The organism is Streptomyces sp. NBC_01477 (assembly GCF_036227245.1).
In the GTDB taxonomy this organism is placed as follows: Bacteria; Actinomycetota; Actinomycetes; order Streptomycetales; family Streptomycetaceae; genus Actinacidiphila.
Map to the genome: position 1 here is coordinate 1,769,579 of NZ_CP109445.1, position 18,339 is coordinate 1,787,917.

Below are 18,339 nucleotides of genomic sequence, written 5' to 3' on the forward strand. Positions count from 1 at the left end.
GAACCACATCTGGAATCACCGCCACCCCGCTCAATGTCCTGCGCGAGTCCGAACAGTTCGACGACGGGCAGCCCCACCCCGAGCATCGCCAACGCGAGGCCTCTGCACCGGCTACCGCTGCACTTCGCCGACCCAGCGAAGATCGCCCGCCACGGTACAGAAACGCGACCGACACGACAGCATGTGCGGTGTTCAGCGGGGAGAGAAGGAAAGGCTGAGTTGCGCGTGCATCGCATCGGCCAGTCGGGTCAGCATCTGGACGGTCGGGCTGACCCGGCCCTGCTCGATGCGGGAGATCAATGCCTGCCCGGTGCCCGCGGCCTGGGCGAGTCGGGACTGCGACCAGCCCAGCTCCTCACGACGGCGGCGGACCAGTTCGCCCGCAGTCACGCGCCTGCGCCGCCGTAACGGGGAAGTTCGGCTGTCTCGATGATCAGGCCCCCCACGGGGATCGTGTCCCCGAAGACGTAAGCGACGTGATTGTCGTAGGCGGGGTTCCCGTGCTTGGTGACCACGCTCCAGTGATGGTGCGCGGTCCCGTTGCGGGGGTCGATGATCAGATAATGAGGGATGCCCATCGCAGGGTAGTCGCGGATCTTGCCCTCGTAGTCGTTCTCAGGATTCGACGGAGAGACGATCTCCACCGCGATCTCAACGGCCTCGGCCGGGAAAGCGTCGTCGGTGTCCGTCGCGGCAAAAGGCAGCACGACCAGATCCGGGCGCCGCAGGATACCCAGGGCGGCGTCCTCCACATCTCCGCCGGTGTGGGCGATGACGCCGTCGGGGAGCTGCGGCTGGAGCTGGTGGGCCAGCATCCAGGCGGCGCGTTCATGGCGGCCCGCGGGGCTCATCATCATGACGATAGTGTTGCCGCTGATCTCAAACCGGTCGGAGAACGGCGGCGGAGGCGTGAGGTGCGCCGCATACTCGCGCAGTTGCCGGTAGATCTCTTCCCGTGTCGTCACACTCCCACTATACATGTCATATCTGTCATAGCCGAGGGAGCGGGGCAAACGGCCTGTGACAGTCCGCCGCCGAAGAGCCCGGCGCCGTCGCTGACGCCCGAGCGGCAGGCGTTTCGTGAGCGGATTCGGTTGGAGGCCGCCGAGCGGTTCGCCGCGTGAGCCTCCACCGCAGAAAGTCGCCAGGGAGCTACGGGGGCAGCGTGCGCTCGGTTCAACGGTAGCCGCAGTCCTGCCAGGAGACGGGCCAGCCTGGGCTGCGTTCGACAGGGCCGGTGTCGCTGCAAGCTGGGGTCTGTACGGTGACCGGTGTTGAACCGCCCCGGGTTTGATGGAGATCTCAGGTTGTGGTTGTGACCTGGGGTTTCGGGGTTGTGCGGTAGTGGTTGGTCTCGTATTCGGCGGGTGGGATGTGGCCTATTTCACCGTGGAGCCGGCGGTGGCAGTACCAGTCGATCCACTCGGCGGTGGCGAGTTCGACCTGGGAGAGGGTTCGCCAGGGCCGTCCGGGCTTGATCAGCTCGGTTTTGAACAAGCCGATCGTGGACTCCATGAGGGCGTTGTCATACGCGTTGCCGACCGAGCCGATCGAGGCCGCGATGCCGGCCGCCTCGAGATGCTCGGCGAGCCGGAAACTTGTGTACTGCGACCCGGCATCAAAGTGATGTACCAACTCTGCGCCTGCCGAAAATATCATCCGTGCAGGTCAAGCGGCATGGTGGTACTCGTGGAGGATGCCGCCGAGTCGTTCGCGTCGTCGGATGTCGAGGTGGTTGATCTGCCTCGGTTCGGGGGCGGGTGCCGGTGGTGGTTGGAGGGGCCGGGTGTTGGCGATGCCTTGGTGGGGTCGGTGTGAGTTGTAGTGGTCCTCGAACTCTCGTAGGGCGTGGAGCAGGTGGTGCTGGTTCCAGATCAGGGTGCGGTCCAGGAGTTCCCGTCGGCAGGTCTGTACCCGCCCCCAGCCTTCGGCCGGGAGGTGCCCCCTGTTCCATGATCGCGTTCATGCGCGGCATCCGGATGCCGCTGAGTACGACCTCGATCCCTGTGTCGTTGAGGATGGCGTCGAACTGGGCGGGGAACTTCCCGTCTCGGTCTCGGATCAGGAACTTCGCCCGGAAGCCGGCGTCCTGTGGGTCCATGACGAGGTTCTTCGCGGCTCGCGTCACCCACGACGCGGTCGGGTGGGCGGTGGTGCCGAGGATCCGGGTCCGGCGGCTGGCGTGCCCGATCACCGCGAAGAGTGAGAGTCGCGCCTCGGACAGGGTGACGGTCTCGAAGAAGTCGCAGGCCAGGAGGGCATCGGCCTGTGAGCGCAGGAAGTCCGACCATGTGCTGGAGGCCCGCTCGGGCGCTGGATCGATGCCGGCGTCCTTGAGGATCTCCCAGATGGTGGATGCGGCGGTTTTCACGCCCGTGTTAGGGAGTTCGCTGTGGATGCGACGGTAGCCCCTGTTGGGGTTCTCCCGGGCGAGCCGTAGCACCTGGATCCGGATGGAGCGCAGGGTCCGCGGCCTTCCCGGGCGCCTCGGTCGGGATACGGCGGCGTGGCGGCGTGCGACCAGGTCGCGGTGCCAGCGGAGCACCGTGTCCGGGCGTACCAGCAGCCGAAGTCTCCGTAGTACGTCCCGGGGCAACCGGTGGAGCAGGGCTGCCAGGAACGCTCGATCGCTCGCTGTGAACCGGGCACGCTCGTCGCCGAGTTGACGTTCGAGCACCATGAGCTGATGCCGCAGCGCGAGGATCTCCGTATCTCGCTCCCGATCGCTCATGGGGAGCAGGCGCAGCATCGCGAACGCGTTCGTCACGGTCAAGTAGGCCAGTCGCAGCAGGACGTCGATCATCATTCCGGGTGACCACCCACCGGTCCAGGGCCTTTGAGTGACTGCCCTTACCCAGACATGCCGCATCTCCCGTACCCCTTCCCACCAGGGTGGATGGGTTTATCGGCAGGGGCAACGCCAAGGTCCGCCAAGTGCGGGTGCACGACCTCCGCCACACCTGCGCGGTCACTGCTGCTCGCCCAAGGTGTGGACGCCCGCACGATCATGGAAACGCTGGGGCACAGCACCATCACCATGACCCTTGACACCTACGCGCACGTGATGGACTCGACGCTCAAAGCCGCCGCGACCCGCATGGACGACGCGCTGTCGCTGGACGACGGGGAGGAGGGCGACGACGGGACGGCAGGGGTGCCAGCGGTCGTCTGACGGCCGCGTTGATGTCAGCCGTTGATGTAAGAAGCCCTCTGGGATACTCCCAGAGGGCTTCTGAGCACCGTCGGGACGACAGGATTTGAACCTGCGACCCCTTGACCCCCAGTCAAGTGCGCTACCAAGCTGCGCCACGTCCCGGTGCTTGGCCGGTCCCGGGGGGATCCCCCGGGGGGCCGTGCATGAGAAGAATACCTCACCCGGGGCGGTGTTCGCGCGCACCCGGGTGGGGTGGGGACCCGGGCGGTCACGCGGTGTGGTCGGAGGGCGGACTCGTACGGATTCGGTGACGGGTACACCTAGCGGCGGGCCCGCCGCCTCAGCAGAATCGGACGTGCGGATCAACCGGGCCGGTCAGGCCCGGCGCGGGCGACACCGCGGATCCGGGACCTGAGGAGCAGCACGATGCACGAGGCGGAGCCCTCCGAGGCCGTTCCGTACTACGAGGACATGGCCCCCGGCACGGGAGCGCTCCCGCCGCGGGCCTGGTGGGCGGTCTCCGACGCCCGGCGGGTGAGCCTCGGCGGCGACTGGCGCTTCCGGCTGTCGCCGACCGCGCAGGCGCGGGACGACTCCTTCGCCCAGCCCGGTTACGACGCCGCCGGCTGGGACGAGCTGCCGGTGCCGTCGCACTGGCCGCTGCACGGGCACGAGCGGCCCGCGTACACCAATATCCGCTACCCCTTCCCGCTCGATCCGCCGCACGTGCCGACCGAGAACCCGACCGGGGACCACCTGCGGATGTTCGACCTGCCGGACGACTGGCCCGGCGGGGCGGCGGTGCTGCGCTTCGACGGGGTGGACTCCTGCGCCCGGGTCTGGCTCAACGGGACCGAGCTGGGCACCTTCAAGGGCAGCAGGCTGCCGGTGGAGTTCGAGGTCGGCGAGCTGCTGCGGCCACGCGGCAATGTGCTGGCGGTACGGGTGCACCAGTGGTCGTCCGGCAGCTACCTGGAGGACCAGGACATGTGGTGGCTGCCCGGGATCTTCCGGGAGGTCACCCTGATCGAGCGGCCCGAGGGCGCGGTCACCGACTTCTTCGTCCACTGCGGCTACGACCACGCCACCGGCAACGGCACCCTCCGGGTGGACTGCGAGCCCGGTGGCACCGTCACCGTGCCGGAGCTGGACCTGGACATCCCCACCGGCGAGCAGGTCGTCGTCGCCGTGGAGCCCTGGACCGCGGAGCTGCCGCGGCTGTACGACGCGGAGCTGGCGACCGAGGGAGAGCGCATTCCGCTGCGGATCGGCTTTCGCAGCGTCGCCGTCGAGGACGGGGTGCTCAAGGTCAACGGGCGGCGGATCCTCTTCCGCGGGGTCAACCGGCACGAGTTCGACCCGGACCACGGGCGCGTCCTGGACCAGGAGACGATGCGCGACGACCTGCTGCTGATGAAGCGGCACAACATCAACGCGGTCCGCACCAGCCACTATCCGCCGCACCCCGCCTTCCTCGACCTGTGCGACGAGTTGGGCATGTGGGTCGTCGACGAGTGCGACCTGGAGACGCACGGCTTCCAGGAGATCGGCTGGCGCGGCAATCCGGTGGCCGACGAGCGCTGGACGCCGGCGCTGCTCGACCGGGCGGCCCGGATGGTGGAGCGGGACAAGAACCACCCCTCGGTGGTGATGTGGTCGCTGGGCAACGAGTGCGGCACCGGCGCGGGCCTGTCCGCGATGGCGTCCTGGATCCGCGACCGCGACCCGGCCCGGCCGATCCACTACGAGGGCGACCTCTCGTGCGCCGACACCGACGTCTACTCGCGGATGTACGCCAACCACGCCGAGTCCGAGCTGATCGGCCGCCGCGCCGAACTGCCGCTGGCCGACGCGGAATTGGACAAGCGGCGGCGCGACATGCCGTTCCTGCTCTGCGAGTACGCGCACGCGATGGGCAACGGGCCCGGCGGGCTCTCCGAATACCAGCGGATCTTCGAGACGTACGAGCGCTGCCAGGGCGGCTTCGTCTGGGAGTGGATCGACCACGGGCTGCGCCGCAGGACCGCGGACGGGACGGCGTACTACGCCTACGGCGGGGACTTCGGCGAGGAGCTGCACGACGGGAACTTCGTCTGCGACGGGCTGGTGTTCCCCGACCGTACGCCCTCGCCCGGGCTGGTCGAGTACAAGAAGGTCATCGAGCCGGTGCGGATCGAGGGCGACCCGGAGCGCGGGCTGGTGACGGTCGTCAACCGCCATGACTTCGCCGACCTCTCCGGGCTGGCCTTCAGCTGGTCCTACGAGGTCGAGGGGGTGGCAGGTGACGGGGGGCGGTTCACGGTGCCGCCCACCGGACCCGGGGAGAGCGCTCTCCTCGACCTGCCGCCGATGCCCCGCTCCCCCGGCCCCGTCGAGGCCCACTGGACCGTACGCGCGGTGCTGGCCGAGGACACCGCGTGGGCGCCCGCCGGGCACGAGGTCGCGTGGACGCAGTTCGCGGCGGCCGACCGCGCCGTCGGCGGCCAGGGCACCGTCAGCCGGGCGCACCGGGGCGCGGCGCACTCCCCGCGGCCGGCCGACGACGGCACGGTCGTCCTCGGCCCCGGCACCTTCGACGCGGCCACCGGCACCCTGCGCCGCCTCGGCGGCGCCCGGGTGCACGGCCCGCGCCTGGACGTCTGGCGCGCGCCGACCGACAACGACCGCGGCATGCCCTGGCACCACGAGACCCGGCTCGACCTGCGCTGGCGGGAGTCGGGCCTGCACCGGATGCAGCACCGGGTCGTGGGGGTCGCGGTCGGCGGCGACACGCTGACCGTCACCACCCGGGTCGCCCCGGCCGCCGCCGACCGCGCCCTGCGGACCGTCTGCACCTGGAGCGCGACCGGCGACCGGCTGCGGCTGGACGTCGCGGTGACCCCGGAGGGCGAGTGGCGGCTGCCGCTCCCCCGGCTCGGGGTGCGGCTCGGGCTGAGCCCCGGGCTGGAGTCGGTCGAGTGGTACGGCGGCGGGCCGGGCGAGGCGTACCCCGACAGCCGGGCCGCGGCCAGGATCGGGCGCTGGCGCTCGTCGGTCGACGCGCTGCAGACCCCGTACGTCCGCCCGCAGGAGAACGGCGCCAGGGCCGAGGTGCGCTGGGCCGAGCTGCGCGGGGGCGACGGCTCGGGCGTACGGATCGAGGGCGCGCCGGCCTTCTGGCTGACCGCCAGGCCGTGGAGCACCGAGGCGCTGGACGCGGCGGAGCACACGTACGACCTGGTGCGTTCCGACACGCTGTGGGTGCATCTGGACCACGCGCTGCACGGCCTGGGCAGCGCGTCCTGCGGCCCCGAGGTGCTGCCCGCCCACCGTCTTGACGCCGCGCCCGCCGCCTTCTCCTTCACCTTCGTCCCACTGGACGCCACGAACGGGCCCGAGCGGCCCGAGGCGCCCGCACCGTCCGACCAGGAGCAGCAGTGAGCCCGACAATCCGCCCCTACCGGCCCGCCGACCTTCCCGCGCTCTACGCCATCTGCCTGCGCACCGCCGCCGCGGGCGGCGACGCGAGCGCGGACTACCCCGAGCAGGACCACGACCTGCTCGGGGCGATCTTCGCCGCGCCCTACGCCGTCCTGGAGCCGGAGGCGGCCTTCGTGCTGGACGACGGGCACGGGCAGGCGGTCGGCTATGTGCTGGGCACCGGGGACACGGCCGGCTTCGTCAAGCGCTTCCGCGACGAGTGGCTGCCCACGGTCGCCGGCCGCTGGCCCGCGCCGGACGGCGAACCGGCCGACGCGACCGGGGTGATGGCCTCGCTGCTGCACACCCCGGAGCGGATGGTGGTGCCGGCGCTGGCCGGCTACCCGGCGCATCTGCACATCGATCTGCTGCCCGGCTTCCAGGGCGCGGGCCACGGGCGTGCGCTGATCACGGCCTTCCTGGCGGCACTGGCCGCACGCGGGGTGCCGGCCGTGCACCTGGGCATGCTCAGCGCCAACGTCGCCGCGCGGGCCTTCTACGACCGGCTCGGCTTCCACGAGATCGCGGTGCCTGACGCGGGAGTGCTGACCTACCTGGGCCGCGCGACCTCGTAGGGCGTACGGATGGGCGTACGCGTACGGAAGCGCCGTACGCGTACGCCTGCGGCTACTCCGGGCGGGCCGGCTCGTAGTCGTCGGCCGGGTGATCGGCGCCGGCCGGCCGCTCCGGGTGCGCGGGCCAGCCGCCCGCCGGGACGACGGCGACCTCGCGCCACCACCAGTCGTCGGGCTGCGGGTCGGCCGGCTCGAAGGGCGCGCCGACCCGCGGGGTGGCGATCTTCGACCCGGTCGCACGGGCCGCGGCCACCGTCCCCTCGGCGGGGTCGGCCCAGGCGTGCTGGGCGAGGTTGAAGGTGCCCCAGTGGATGGGCAGCATCACCCCGCACGGGGTGCCGCCCGACAGGTCGGTGTGCGCCCGCATGCCCTCGGCGGGCGTCATGTGGATGTCCGGCCAGAACTCGCTGTAGGCGCCGATCTGGATCATCGTGGCGTCGAAGGGGCCGTGCTCGGCGCCGATGTCGGCGAAGCCGGGGAAGTAGCCGGTGTCGCCGCTGTGGAAGAGGCGGTGGGTGCCGTCGGTGACCGCCCAGGAGGCCCACAGGGTCTGCTGCCGCCCGCGCAGGCCGCGCCCGCAGAAGTGCCGGGCGGGGGTGGCGGTCAGGCGCAGGCCGGCGATCTCGGTGGACTCGTTCCAGTCCAGTTCGCGCAGCCGCGCGGCGGGTACGCCCCAGTGTTCCAGGTGCGCGCCGACGCCCAGCGGCACCGCGAAGACGACGTCGCTGCGTACGAGTTCGACGATGGTCGGCATGTCGAGGTGGTCGTAGTGGTCGTGCGAGATGACGACCACGTCGAGACCGGTCAGCGAGCCCAGCGGGACGGGCGTCGGGTGCACCCGGCGCGGGCCGACGAAGGGGAAGGGCGAGCAGCGCTGGCCCCACACCGGGTCGAAGAGCACCCGGCGCCCGCCGATCTCGGCCAGCACGGTGGAGTGGCCCATCCAGGTCAGCCGCAGTCCGGACGCCGGAGGGGACGCGATGTCGGCGAGCGTGGTGGGGTGCACGGGCACCGGCCTGGCGGGCTTCCTGGTCACCCGGGCCTCCTTGCGGAGGTTCGCGGGCAGCGACTTGAGCATCTCCTTGCTCGGGGCCTGGCGGGCGCCGATCGGGTTCACGAAGGCGCCGTCCGCGTAGTTCGGCGATTTCAGGATGCGGTCGAGGCGCGCGCCCGCGGGGTCGGCTCCGAACGGCGCCGGGCGCGCTTTCACGAAGCGGGACGGCTGCGGGCCGGCGCCGGTCACGTTGCCTCCTGGCGGAAGTCGTCTTATCAGCGGAAGATCCGCTCGTTCCATTATGCGGGGCCGGGCGGATCTTCCCGGGTCCCCGCCGGGCCGGGCACCGCACACTCGGCGCGACGGGCCGTACGTGCTCGGCGCCGCGGGCCTCCGGGCTCGGTCCGGCGTCCCGGGCAGGCGTTACGTGCTCGGTCCGGCCTCCGCGGCCCCCGCCGCGGTGAAGGCCACGTGCAGGCTGTCGCGTACCGGCCGATAGCCCAGCCGCCGGTAGAGGCCGTTGCTGACCGGGTTGGCGAGGTCGGTGACCAGCAGCACATGGCGAGCCCCGGCGTCGAGCGCGGCCTGCGAGACGGCGGTCACCGCGGCGCCCGCGTAGCCCTTGCCTCGGTGCTCGGGCGGGGTGTAGACGGCCACCACCCTTATGGCGCCGCGGATTTCGACGGACCGGCCGGCCATCGCGACCGCTTCGCCGTCCGGTGTGCGCCACAGGGCGCGGCCGCCGTGCGCGATCACGTCGTCCACGACGGCGTCGCCGCCGGGCAGCGGTATGCCGATCTCCGCGGCCATCTCCCGCGACCAGCGCAGCAGCAGATCGCGGTCGGCGGCGACCGCGGTTCCGGCGGCTCCCGGCGGCCCCGGACGGCGCGGGGTCAGCTCGCCGAGCGCGTGGACGCGGGTGCGCGCCGCGATGTGCCGGCGGGTGCCGGTCCTGGCGCACCAGGCGTCAGCGAAGGCGGTGACCGCCTCGTGGTCGCCCCGCGCTTCGGCGAGCGGCTCGCCCGTCCACTGCCGGGCCAGCTCGCGGGCCGCGGCGTCCGGGCCGCGGGAGAGCATGGGCGGATGGGGGGGCGTCTGCACGAAGGCCGCCTGTACGGCTCCGGCCAGGGTTCCGGCCGGCGCTCCCCCGGTGGCCGGGCGCCACCAGCCCATGACCGGCGGCCGCGGTCCGTACGCGGTGAGGCCGCGGCGGCGCAGGGTGTCGCAGACGGTGAGCAGGACGGAATTCTCCACGGGACGCGACTGGAGGAAGTCCTCCGCAGCGGCGAGGAAACGGTCCGGGTCATTGGTGGTGGTCCATCCCATCTCCCCATTGTGGAAGACGGGTTGGCGCTGTCCCGGTCGGCCGCTGCCCTGGTCGGGGCCGTACCTGTGGGTTACTTTGGGGTTTGCGAGTTCCGGAGCACGAGGGGGGATGTCATGACCGTGGTTTTCGCAGCACTCGCTGTTCTTGTGGTCGCGGTGGTGGCCGGTGTCATCGTCCTGCGCCGCCGCGGGTCCGCCGCGGGCGTGGACGCCACGGGCGACCGGCAGCACCGCGTGGCGCGCGACGCCGAGCGTGCCCTGCACGACGCCCGCACCGTGCACAACGCCGCCGCGATGGGCGACGGTTACCACCGCTGAGTCCCGCGGAGTCCGTGCCGCAGAAGGGGTGCTCCCCGCGTCACCGGGGGCGCCCCTTGTCCGTGGGTGCCCGCTCATCGCGCCGCGGGTGACGGCGGCAGGGGAAACGGGCCCGCCCGGGGGGGCCGGGCGGGGCGGGGGAAGGGTCAGCCGCTCTTGCGGCGGAATTCGCGGGGGCCGCCGGCGCGCCCATGAGCGCCGTGGATCTTGGACTGATCGGGTCCTGTGCCGGCGGCGCCGGACCCCCGGTGAGCCCCCTGCTTGCGCTCGAGCGCTTCGCGGAACTTCCGCTTCACCTCGTCCTCGTCCTCGGGGGCCGTGACTTCGGGCTCCTCGGTGGAAGGTTCTGCTGCCGCGGGTTCCGCAGCGGCCTGCTGCTTCTGGTCGGTCATGCCTCCAGAGTCGCATGCCGCGGCCCCGCCGCCCACCAGATATCGCCGACGCGGGCAGCGCGTGTACGGTTCCGGTCACGCCCTCGGAGGAGGTTTCACGCCCATGACCTGGCTGTTGTACGGCGCTACCGGCTACACCGGCCGCCTGATCGCCCGCCGCGCCGTCGCCCTCGGTATGCGCCCCGTCCTGGCGGGCCGCAGTGCCGCGAAGGTGGTGCCGCTGGCGGCCGAACTCGGCCTGGAGCACCGGGTGTTCGGCTTGCAGGAGCCGGCCGCGATACGCCGCGGCCTGGCCGGCGTGGAGAGCGTGGCGCACTGCGCCGGCCCCTTCGTGCGCACCGCGCTGCCGATGGCGACCGCCTGCGTGGAGACCGGTACCGGCTATCTGGACATCACCGGTGAGATCGACGTCTTCGAGTCGCTGCACGCGCTGGGCGGCCGGGCGGCGTCGGCCGGGGTGACCCTGCTGCCGGGGGCCGGCTTCGACGTGGTGCCGACGGACTGCGTGGCCGCGCTGCTGGCGGCCCGGCTGCCGGACGCGACGCAGCTGGACCTGGCCTTCATCACCGGCGGCGGGGCGAGCCCCGGCACGGCGCGTACCGCGCTGGAGAGCGCGGCGGACGGCGGGCGGATCCGTTCGGGCGGCGAGATCCGTACCGTGCCGTTCGGTTCGCGGCAGGTGCGGGCCGCCTTCCCCTCGGGGGCGCGGACGGTGGTGTCGGTGCCGTGGGGCGATGTCAGTACGGCCTACCACTCGACCGGTATCCCGGACATCACGACGTATATGGCGCTGCCCGCGCCGGCGCTGGCCATGACCCGGATGCTGCGGCTCGGCCCGCTGCGCGGCGCGGTCGGCGGTGCGGTGGGGCGGCTGGTGCGCGGTCCCGGCGAGCGGGCGCTGAACGGCACCGGCTGCGAGGTGTGGGGGCGGGCCAGGGACGCGGCGGGCAACACGGTCTCCGCGACGCTCACCGGCCCGAATCCGTACCGGCTGACCGTGGACGCGGTGCTGCGGATCGTCGGGCGGCTGAAGGAGTTGCCGGACGGCTTCCAGACCCCCTCGCGCGCGCTGGGCGCGGACTTCGCGGGCACTCTGGACGGTGTGACGGTCACCATGGCGGCGCTGCGCTGAGAAGTCCGCCGGCGCCGGTGGGGAAACCGGTCGGGCGACGGCCGCGCGGTACGAATTACCGCTCGGCCGCCGCCCTTCCCTTCCCCGGTGTTAGTTGGCTCTTGGGTGGTGCAGCGGGGCCTCAGCGCTTGACGCCGACGCCTCCGTAGGTCCCGACGTGGCGCAGCTCCTCCGCTTCGGGGGCCGCACCGCCTTGGGGGTGCCACAGCGGGATCTGCACCAGGCCGGGTTCGACCAGGTCGAAGCCGTCGAAGAACGGCAGTACCTCGGCGTGGCTCCTGGTGGTGACGGTCGCCGTGGCCCTGCGGTCCTTGTAGACGTCCCTGGCCTCGTCGAGTCCGGCCTCGGCGGGGTGGAAGTCGCTGGTGGCGTGCGAGAGGACCAGCTGGCTGCCGGCGGGCAGCGCGTCGCGGTAGGCGGCGACCAGGGCCGCCGGGTCCTCCTTGTCGGTGATGAAGTGGAGCACGGCCACCAGCATCAGTCCGACCGGCTGGTCGAAGTCGATCAGTTCGCCGATGGTGGGGTGCTGGAGAACGCTCTCCGGCTCGCGCAGGTCACCGAGGAAGAAGCCGGTGTTCCCCGCGCCGAGCAGGTGCGCTCCGGCGTGGGTCGCCACGATCGGGTCGTTGTCGATGTACGCGACCCGGACGTCCTCGGAGACCTCGTGGGCGATCTGGTGGGTGTTGGGCGCGGTCGGGATGCCGGTGCCGATGTCGATGATCTGCCGGATGCCGCTGGCGGCGAGGTGGCGGACGGCGCGGTGCATGAAGCGGCGGTTGGCGCGGGTCGTCGGCACGATGTCCGGGAACACGTCGATCACGCGCTGGGCGGCGTCCCGGTCGACCTCGTAGTTGTCTCGGCCACCGAGGAAGAAGTCGTACATCCGGGCCGGGTGCGGCCTGCTGGTGTCTATCTCCCCGACGGGGAATCCCTGGTCGGTCAACGCCGTCCTCCGGTTCCTTCGCTGCTGCGCGAGCTCGTGCGCGGTGCGTCGTGCGCTGGTACGTGGTACGTGGTGCGGTGGTGCGTGGTGCCTGAATGCGCTGGTACGTGGTGCGTGGTGCATGAATGCGTGGTGCGTGCCGCGCTGTGCTCAGCCGAGCAGGAAGTCCGCTTCGCCTGCTTTGGCGCCCAGGATGAACGTGGTGATCTCGTGATTGCTGTAGATCAGCGCGGGGCCGTCGGGATCGGTGGACTGGCGCAGTGCCACCCTGCCGTCGTTGAGTTTCTTCGCCTCGACGCAGGAGCCTCCGTTGCCGCCGCTCCACGGCTTCCGCCAGCCCTCGTTGCCGAGTTGGTTGGCGGGCATTCCGTTGTAGATTCCGTCGTATACGTCCTCGTACCCGTACATGGTGTCATTGCCGACGCGATCCATCGTTCAGATCTCCTTGCGCATGCCATCGAGGATGGCTTTGGTGCTCTGTGCTGGCGCGGCCTGCGCGCACATCCGGTCCAGCGCCTCCAGGAACGCGGACACGTCGTCGCGCTCGTCGAAGTAGGTCCCGCCGACCAGGCTCTCGGCGTAGGCGATGTCCGGGATCTCCTGCAGCTGGAACCGGAAGATGTGGAATGGTCCGTACATGGCCGGATGCGGTCCGGCCGCGAACGGCATGATCTGCAGCCGGACGTTGGGCAGCTCGGTGGCCTCCATCAGCTGCTCCATCTGCTCGCGCATCACCCGCCGGCCGCCGATCGGGCGGCGCAGCACCGTCTCGTCCATGACGACCCACAGCAGCGGCGGCGCCTCCGACCGCCTGACCAGGGCCTGGCGTTCGATCCGCAGGGTGAGCAGCCGGTCGATCTCGGCCGGCTCGGCGTTCGGCAGTCCGGCGCGCAGCGTGGCCCGCGCGTAGCCGGTGCTCTGGAGCAGACCGGGCACGTAGTGCGGTTCGTACGCGCGGATGACCGCGGCCTCGCCCTCCAGGCTGACGAAGGCGCTGAACCAGTCGGGCAGGACGTCGCGGAAGCTGTGCCACCAGCCGGGCCTGTTGGCCTCCCGGGCGAGCGCGAGGAAGCCGCTGATCTCCTCGGGTGTGGTGATTCCGTAAGTGATGAGGAGTTTCTCGACATACGGGATTTTCAGCCCGACTTCCGCCTTTTCCATCCGGCGGACGGTGGCATGGGTGACGTCCAGCGCGCGGCCGGCCTGTTCCAGGCTGATACCGGCCTGCTCCCGCAAATCCTGAAGGCGCTTTCCGAGCACCATGCGCAGGACGGTCGGGGCTCCTCCCGGCCGGGGATCCATCACGTGGCTCATCCTCCAACTTCCTTGGCTGAGAAGCAGTCTGTCATGTTGTCAGCGCACGCGACAGCATGTAGCGCCGATTCTGTAAATTACAGAACGGACCTTGCCATGTGTCCCGGGCGAGCCTCATAGTTACGGAGTGGTTCTTTCACCTGATGCCCTCTGGCGCGAGCGCCTTGATGGTGTCGGCGTCCCCGGCCGCCATGACGTGTTCAGGCTGCCCGCACTCAGCGCGTCCGTCGCGGACGCCCGCGGGCGGATACGTGCACGTTTGCGGGAATGGGGAGTCGGCGCCGAATTGCGCGATGACGCGAGTCTGGTGGTGACCGAACTGTTCACCAATGCTGTACGGCACACCGACAGCGAGAAGATCACCTGTGTCCTGGAGGACCGCGGCAGCGTCGTACGTGTCGAAGTGACCGACCAGGGCCGGTGCACATCCGTGCCGGCGCCCGGCATCGCCGGCGCCGACGAAGAAGGCGGGCGAGGGCTGCTGCTGGTCAGCGTGCTCTCGCTGGCATGGGGGTCGGACCCGGCGGAGAACGGTACAGGTCGAGTGGTGTGGGCGGAGCTTTCCGCCCACCGCGCTCCCCACTGACCTGAACCCCTCCGCCGGGTCCGATATCACCGGCGCAGGACGGCTGTCCGCTGGTCGGCGGAGCGCCTGGACAGGCGGTCCGCTCCCAGGACGGGCGGTCGGCACCCGCCGGGCCCCCGGCTAACGCAGGGGCAGCAGGTCGGGGCGTTTGGGCTCGACGTGGTCGCCCGAGGACTCGCCGCGCAGCCGGCGCCCTATCCACGGCACCAGGTACTCCCGCGCCCAGTTGATGTTGTCCCGGCGCACCTCGGACGGCAGCCGGGGGTCCTGCGGAGGCCACGGCTGGTCGGGGTCGGCCGGCACGTCGAGGCCCAGCACCTGTGCGGCGCGCAGCGCGACCCGGGTGTGGCCCTCGGCCGACAGGTGCAGCCGGTCCTCGCTCCAGGCCCTGCGGTCCTGCACCGAGCGCAGCGACCACAGATCGAGAACCGGACATCCGTGCCGGTCGGCGATGGACCGCACATGCGCGGTGTAGGTGGCGATCTTCCCGCGTAGATGCCGCAGTACGGGCACCCCGCGGGTGTCGAAACCGGTGCAGACCAGGACCGTGCCGACCGCGTCGGTCAGATCGGCGACCGCCGCCTCGAAGCGCTCCGCGATGGCGTCCGGGTCGCCGCCGGGACGCAGGATGTCGTTGCCGCCGGCGCAGAAGGTGACCAGGTCGGGGGCGAGTTCGATGGCCCGCGACACCTGCTCGGCCACGATCTGGTCCAGCAGCCGGCCGCGCACCGCGAGGTTGGCGTAGCGGAAGGCGTGCTCCTCGCGCCGGTCGGCGAGCAGCACCGCCAGCCGGTCGGCCCAGCCGACGTAGGCGCCGTCGGGGCCGGGATCGCCGACGCCTTCGGTGAAGCTGTCCCCCACCGCGGTGTACGACCCGATCACGCCCTCGTTGAGTCCCTGCGCATCGTCAGCCACGTCGGCCCATCTTTCTCCTCCTGCTGTGACTTACGCGACCGTAAGGAGGGGTTGACGCCACGTGATTCATCCCACCAGGTCAAACTCGGCGCAGATGGAATACGGCGGCGTCGAGGTCGCCGGCCAGCGTGGTGCGCAGGCCCCGCTCGGCCAGCACCGCCCCGCTCTGCACGACCCCGGTGGCCACATCGCGGTACGAGGCGTCCCGGTCCAGGCCGCGCAGCCGCAGCGGCGGCACCGGGTCGCCGAAGGACTGCGCGGGCAGCCAGGCCAGGACGACGGTGTCGGCGCCGTGCACGTACTGGACGGCGCTCAGGCCGCCGTCGCCCGGCGGGCGCAGCCGGTGGAGGTCGCCGAGCTGCACGACCGGGCGGACCGTTTTGTACAGCGCCACCCAGCTGGCCGCCTCGGCGCGCTCCTCGGCGCTCCAGTCGAGCAGGTCGCCGCCGATGCCCAGTACGCCGGCCATGGCGCTGACGAAGCGGAAGCGCAGCGAGCTGCGGCGGTGGTTGAGCATCGGGCTGGGGCTGTCGGTCACCCAGGCGGCCATCACCCGGGCGGGGTGCAGCTGGCTGAAACCGTGCTGGATCAGCAGCCTGTCGAGCGGGTCGGTGTTGTCGGAGGTCCAGACCTGGTCGGTGCGGGCCAGGATGCCCAGATCGACCCGGCCGCCGCCGCCCGAGCAGGACTCGAAGGCCACGCCCGGATGCGCGGCCCGCAGCCGGTCGATCAGCTCGTACAGGCCCTCGACATGGGCGGTCCACAGCCGTTCCGGATAGCGCTCTCCCGGCCAGCCGGGGTCGGTGAAGCAGCGGTTGAAGTCCCACTTCACGTAGTCGACGGGAGCGCTGTGCAGCAGCGCGTCGAGCCGTTCCGCAAGGTGCTCGCGCACATCGGGGCGCGCGAGGTTGAGCACCAGTTGGTGGCGGTACTCGGTGGCGCGGCGGCCGGGGTGGTGCTGGACCCACTCCGGGTGGGCGCGGTAGAGGTCGCTGTCGGGGTTGACCATCTCCGGTTCGACCCAGATGCCGAACTGCATACCGAGCGCGTGCACCTCGTCGGAGAGCGGTTTCAAGCCGTTCGGGAAGCGGTCCGGGTTGGGTGCCCAGTCGCCCAGGCCCGCCCGGTCGCTCACCCGGTCGCCGAACCAGCCGTCGTCCACCACGAACAGCTCCACGCCCATCGCGGCGGCCCGCCGGGCGAGTTCGCGCTGCTGCCGCTCGCCGACGTCGAGGCCGGTGGCCTCCCAGGAGTTGTAGAGCACCGGCCGCACCCGCCGCCCCTCGGGCACGACATGGGCCAGCTGGTAGGCGTGCCAGGCGCGGCTGGCGGCGCCGAAGCCGCCGCCGGTCCACAGCGCGGCGAAGACCGGGCTGGTGTAGGAGGCGCCGGGGTCGAGGCGTACGAGTCCGGCGTCGTCGTGTCCCGCGCCGCCGGTGGCCTGGACCCGCCCGTCGGGCAGGCCCGCGACCGCGATCCGCCAGGAGCCGGACCAGGCCAGCGCGCCGGTCCACACCTCGCCGTGCTCCTCGGTCGCGTCGCCCGCGTCCAGCGCGAACCACGGCAGGTGCTGGTGGCCGGTGTGGCCGCGGCGGCTGCCGATCACCCGCTCGCCGGGCGTCAGCGGGGCGCGTACCAGCCGGCTCTCGGCGCCCCAGCGGCCGTGCAGCTGGGACATCCGCCAGCCGTCGCGGTGCGGCAGCGTCCAGGTGGCGGCGTCGGCCCGCAGCAGCTCCAGCGGCTCGCGGTGGCCGTTGGGGACGTGGGTGGCGGTGCTCCAGCGCTCGACGACGTCGCAGCCGGGGCGTACCCGGTAGTGCAGGGTCAGGTCGAGGTGGTGCAGCGAGTCGTGGAAGTGCAGCCGCAGCTCCTGCGCGGCCGGGCCGGTGACGGTCTCGTACTCCTCGAAGCACCACTCGGTGCCGCGCACCTCGCGGGACCGTACCGACAGCGCGGGGCGCACGAAGCGCGGGCCGCCCTCGACCGGGTACTCCTCGTGGCCGTCGAGCGCGGACTCGAAGGGCCGTTCCGCGGGCAGCGGGTCGGTGGCCAGCGCCTCGGCGTCGCGGAGCGCTATCCGGCGCCCCCAGTGCAGGTGCAGCAGCTCGTCGCGTTCCGTGACGTGCAGGGCGTAGCTGCTGCCCGGCCCGGAGAGCAGCCAGAGCCGGCCGGATCCGCCCGTTTCGATCATCAGAACTCCCCTGTCCCGATCGGGTGCGGACATCATCGGCCCAGCCCCGGCGGAGGGCAATGGTCGCACCGTCGGCTGTGATCCCGCGGACACATACCGGTCGGTACGCCGCCGGCCGGGCTGCCGTATCGTCGGGAGTGCCCCGGCATGAGCCGTGAGCGATCGATGAAGGAGCGCCGGTGACCCAGGAAGTGCGGCAGTCCGCCCCGACCGGACCAGAACCCGAGCCCGCGCTGACCGGCGTGCGCAACTTCCGCGACGTCGGGGGGCTGCCCACCGCCGACGGCCGCCGGGTCAGGCACGGTGTGCTCTTCCGCAGCGGCCACCTCGCGCACGCCACCGCGCAGGACGCGGCCTTCCTCGCCGGGCTCGGCCTGCACACCGTCTTCGACTTCCGCAACCCGGACGACATCGCGATGGAGGGCCCGGACACCGCTCTCCCGGGCACCCGCAACCTGAACATGCCGCTCAACGACCCGGCCGAGAACGCCGGCTTCTGGCAGACCGTGCGGGACGGCGATGTGCCGTCGCTGGAGGCGGTGCTGGGCGAGGGCCGCGGCGCGGCCCGGATGGTCGCCGCTTACCGCAAGCTCATCCTGGAGCGCACCGCGGACCACTCCCGGATGCTGGACCTGCTCACCGACCCGGACCGGCCGGCGGTCCCCGCCCTGCTGCACTGCGCCGCAGGCAAGGACCGGGCAGGTACGTCGATCGCGATCATCCTGCTGGCGCTCGGGGTGGAGCGCTCCGCGATCGAGGCGGACTACCTGGAGAGCAACGCCCGCCACCGGCGCTACAAGGTGGTGCGCGGCGACGGCAGCACGGGCACGGCCATCGCCCCGGAGGTCAGGGAACTGCTCAGCCCGCTGTTCGAGGCCCGGGTGGAGTATCTGCGGGCGGCCTTCGACACCATCGAGGAGCGCTGGGGCTCGGTCGACCGCTACCTCAGCGAAGGCCTCGGCCTGACCGAGCAGCGCCGGGAGCGGCTGCGCGAGCAGTTGCTGACCGGCGGCTGACGCGCCCCCGCGCGGGGGCGCGCC

At 71.8% G+C, this 18,339-nt stretch carries 18 protein-coding genes, 1 tRNA gene and 1 pseudogene; 7 read left to right on the forward strand and 13 right to left on the reverse strand.

Annotated features, from left to right (window positions below; all coding sequences use genetic code 11):
• Nucleotides 1-192: 192 nt before the first annotated feature.
• The 4 genes and pseudogenes from OHA86_RS06820 to OHA86_RS06835 all read right to left on the reverse strand — a co-directional run bounded on the left by OHA86_RS06820 (nt 193) and on the right by OHA86_RS06835 (nt 2,803).
• Nucleotides 193-390, reverse strand: coding sequence for a helix-turn-helix domain-containing protein (locus OHA86_RS06820; RefSeq protein ID WP_329173357.1), 198 nt, complete (start codon nt 388-390; stop codon nt 193-195).
• Entirely contained in the window at nt 387-965 is a 579-nt protein-coding gene (locus OHA86_RS06825; protein ID WP_329173358.1) for a Uma2 family endonuclease, read from the reverse strand. Before OHA86_RS06825 ends, OHA86_RS06820 begins: the two co-directional genes overlap by 4 nt.
• 337 nt (nt 966-1,302) lie before the next feature.
• On the reverse strand, nt 1,303-1,659 hold the full coding sequence (locus OHA86_RS06830) for an integrase core domain-containing protein (protein WP_329173359.1): 357 nt from the start codon (nt 1,657-1,659) through the stop codon (nt 1,303-1,305).
• 9 nt (nt 1,660-1,668) lie between these two features.
• A pseudogene (locus OHA86_RS06835) lies at nt 1,669-2,803 on the reverse strand (integrase).
• 204 nt (nt 2,804-3,007) lie between these two features.
• On the opposite strand from OHA86_RS06835, the gene OHA86_RS06840 reads away from it, so the two are divergent.
• Nucleotides 3,008-3,172 (forward strand): hypothetical protein, encoded by a 165-nt coding sequence (locus OHA86_RS06840; protein ID WP_329173360.1) that lies wholly within the window; start codon nt 3,008-3,010, stop codon nt 3,170-3,172.
• Between the two features lie 70 nt (nt 3,173-3,242).
• Here OHA86_RS06840 and OHA86_RS06845 read toward each other — a convergent pair.
• Nucleotides 3,243-3,316 (reverse strand) — tRNA-Pro (locus OHA86_RS06845).
• Between the two features lie 264 nt (nt 3,317-3,580).
• Between OHA86_RS06845 and OHA86_RS06850 the strand changes: the two genes are divergently transcribed.
• Together OHA86_RS06850 and OHA86_RS06855 are read left to right on the forward strand one after the other, a co-directional pair.
• On the forward strand, nt 3,581-6,574 hold the full coding sequence (locus OHA86_RS06850) for a glycoside hydrolase family 2 TIM barrel-domain containing protein (protein ID WP_329173362.1): 2,994 nt from the start codon (nt 3,581-3,583) through the stop codon (nt 6,572-6,574).
• Complete coding sequence (locus tag OHA86_RS06855) at nt 6,571-7,188, forward strand: GNAT family N-acetyltransferase (RefSeq protein WP_329173364.1); 618 nt, start codon at nt 6,571-6,573, stop codon at nt 7,186-7,188. Before OHA86_RS06850 ends, OHA86_RS06855 begins: the two co-directional genes overlap by 4 nt.
• 52 nt (nt 7,189-7,240) lie before the next feature.
• Here the strand turns inward: OHA86_RS06855 and OHA86_RS06860 are convergent, their stop codons facing one another.
• Nucleotides 7,241-8,431, reverse strand: a complete 1,191-nt coding sequence (locus OHA86_RS06860; RefSeq protein WP_329173366.1) for an MBL fold metallo-hydrolase — start codon at nt 8,429-8,431, stop codon at nt 7,241-7,243.
• 174 nt (nt 8,432-8,605) lie between these two features.
• Nucleotides 8,606-9,508, reverse strand: a complete 903-nt coding sequence (locus OHA86_RS06865) for a GNAT family N-acetyltransferase (RefSeq protein ID WP_329173367.1) — start codon at nt 9,506-9,508, stop codon at nt 8,606-8,608.
• Between the two features lie 114 nt (nt 9,509-9,622).
• Here OHA86_RS06865 and OHA86_RS06870 point away from each other — a divergent pair, with 114 nt between their 5' ends.
• Entirely contained in the window at nt 9,623-9,826 is a 204-nt protein-coding gene (locus tag OHA86_RS06870; protein ID WP_329173369.1) for a hypothetical protein, read from the forward strand.
• A gap of 146 nt (nt 9,827-9,972) precedes the next feature.
• On the opposite strand, the gene OHA86_RS06875 is transcribed toward OHA86_RS06870, so the two are convergent.
• The gene (locus tag OHA86_RS06875; RefSeq protein ID WP_329173370.1) at nt 9,973-10,218 is read right to left on the reverse strand and encodes a DUF5302 domain-containing protein; all 246 of its coding nucleotides are present in this window, start codon (nt 10,216-10,218) and stop codon (nt 9,973-9,975) included.
• A gap of 103 nt (nt 10,219-10,321) precedes the next feature.
• Between OHA86_RS06875 and OHA86_RS06880 the strand changes: the two genes are divergently transcribed.
• On the forward strand, nt 10,322-11,350 hold the full coding sequence (locus OHA86_RS06880) for a saccharopine dehydrogenase family protein (RefSeq protein ID WP_329173372.1): 1,029 nt from the start codon (nt 10,322-10,324) through the stop codon (nt 11,348-11,350).
• 121 nt (nt 11,351-11,471) lie between these two features.
• On the opposite strand, the gene OHA86_RS06885 is transcribed toward OHA86_RS06880, so the two are convergent.
• From OHA86_RS06885 to OHA86_RS06895, 3 genes are all read right to left on the reverse strand, one after another.
• Entirely contained in the window at nt 11,472-12,293 is an 822-nt protein-coding gene (locus tag OHA86_RS06885) for an SAM-dependent methyltransferase (RefSeq protein WP_329173373.1), read from the reverse strand.
• Between the two features lie 150 nt (nt 12,294-12,443).
• Nucleotides 12,444-12,701, reverse strand: a complete 258-nt coding sequence (locus OHA86_RS06890; RefSeq protein ID WP_329173375.1) for a DUF397 domain-containing protein — start codon at nt 12,699-12,701, stop codon at nt 12,444-12,446.
• A 27-nt stretch (nt 12,702-12,728) separates the two neighbouring features.
• Complete coding sequence (locus tag OHA86_RS06895; protein ID WP_443071971.1) at nt 12,729-13,598, reverse strand: helix-turn-helix domain-containing protein; 870 nt, start codon at nt 13,596-13,598, stop codon at nt 12,729-12,731.
• A gap of 136 nt (nt 13,599-13,734) precedes the next feature.
• Between OHA86_RS06895 and OHA86_RS06900 the strand changes: the two genes are divergently transcribed.
• The gene (locus OHA86_RS06900) at nt 13,735-14,193 is read left to right on the forward strand and encodes an ATP-binding protein (protein WP_329173376.1); all 459 of its coding nucleotides are present in this window, start codon (nt 13,735-13,737) and stop codon (nt 14,191-14,193) included.
• A 120-nt stretch (nt 14,194-14,313) separates the two neighbouring features.
• Here OHA86_RS06900 and OHA86_RS06905 read toward each other — a convergent pair whose 3' ends face one another.
• Nucleotides 14,314-15,108: an SGNH/GDSL hydrolase family protein gene (locus OHA86_RS06905; protein ID WP_329173377.1), complete on the reverse strand. Its 795-nt coding sequence runs from the start codon at nt 15,106-15,108 to the stop codon at nt 14,314-14,316.
• 79 nt (nt 15,109-15,187) lie between these two features.
• A complete protein-coding gene (locus tag OHA86_RS06910) occupies nt 15,188-17,299 on the reverse strand; it encodes an alpha-galactosidase (RefSeq protein WP_329173379.1) in 2,112 nt (703 codons plus the stop codon).
• 179 nt (nt 17,300-17,478) lie between these two features.
• Here OHA86_RS06910 and OHA86_RS06915 point away from each other — a divergent pair, with 179 nt between their 5' ends.
• The gene (locus tag OHA86_RS06915; protein ID WP_329173381.1) at nt 17,479-18,315 is read left to right on the forward strand and encodes a tyrosine-protein phosphatase; all 837 of its coding nucleotides are present in this window, start codon (nt 17,479-17,481) and stop codon (nt 18,313-18,315) included.
• Nucleotides 18,316-18,339: the final 24 nt, after the last annotated feature.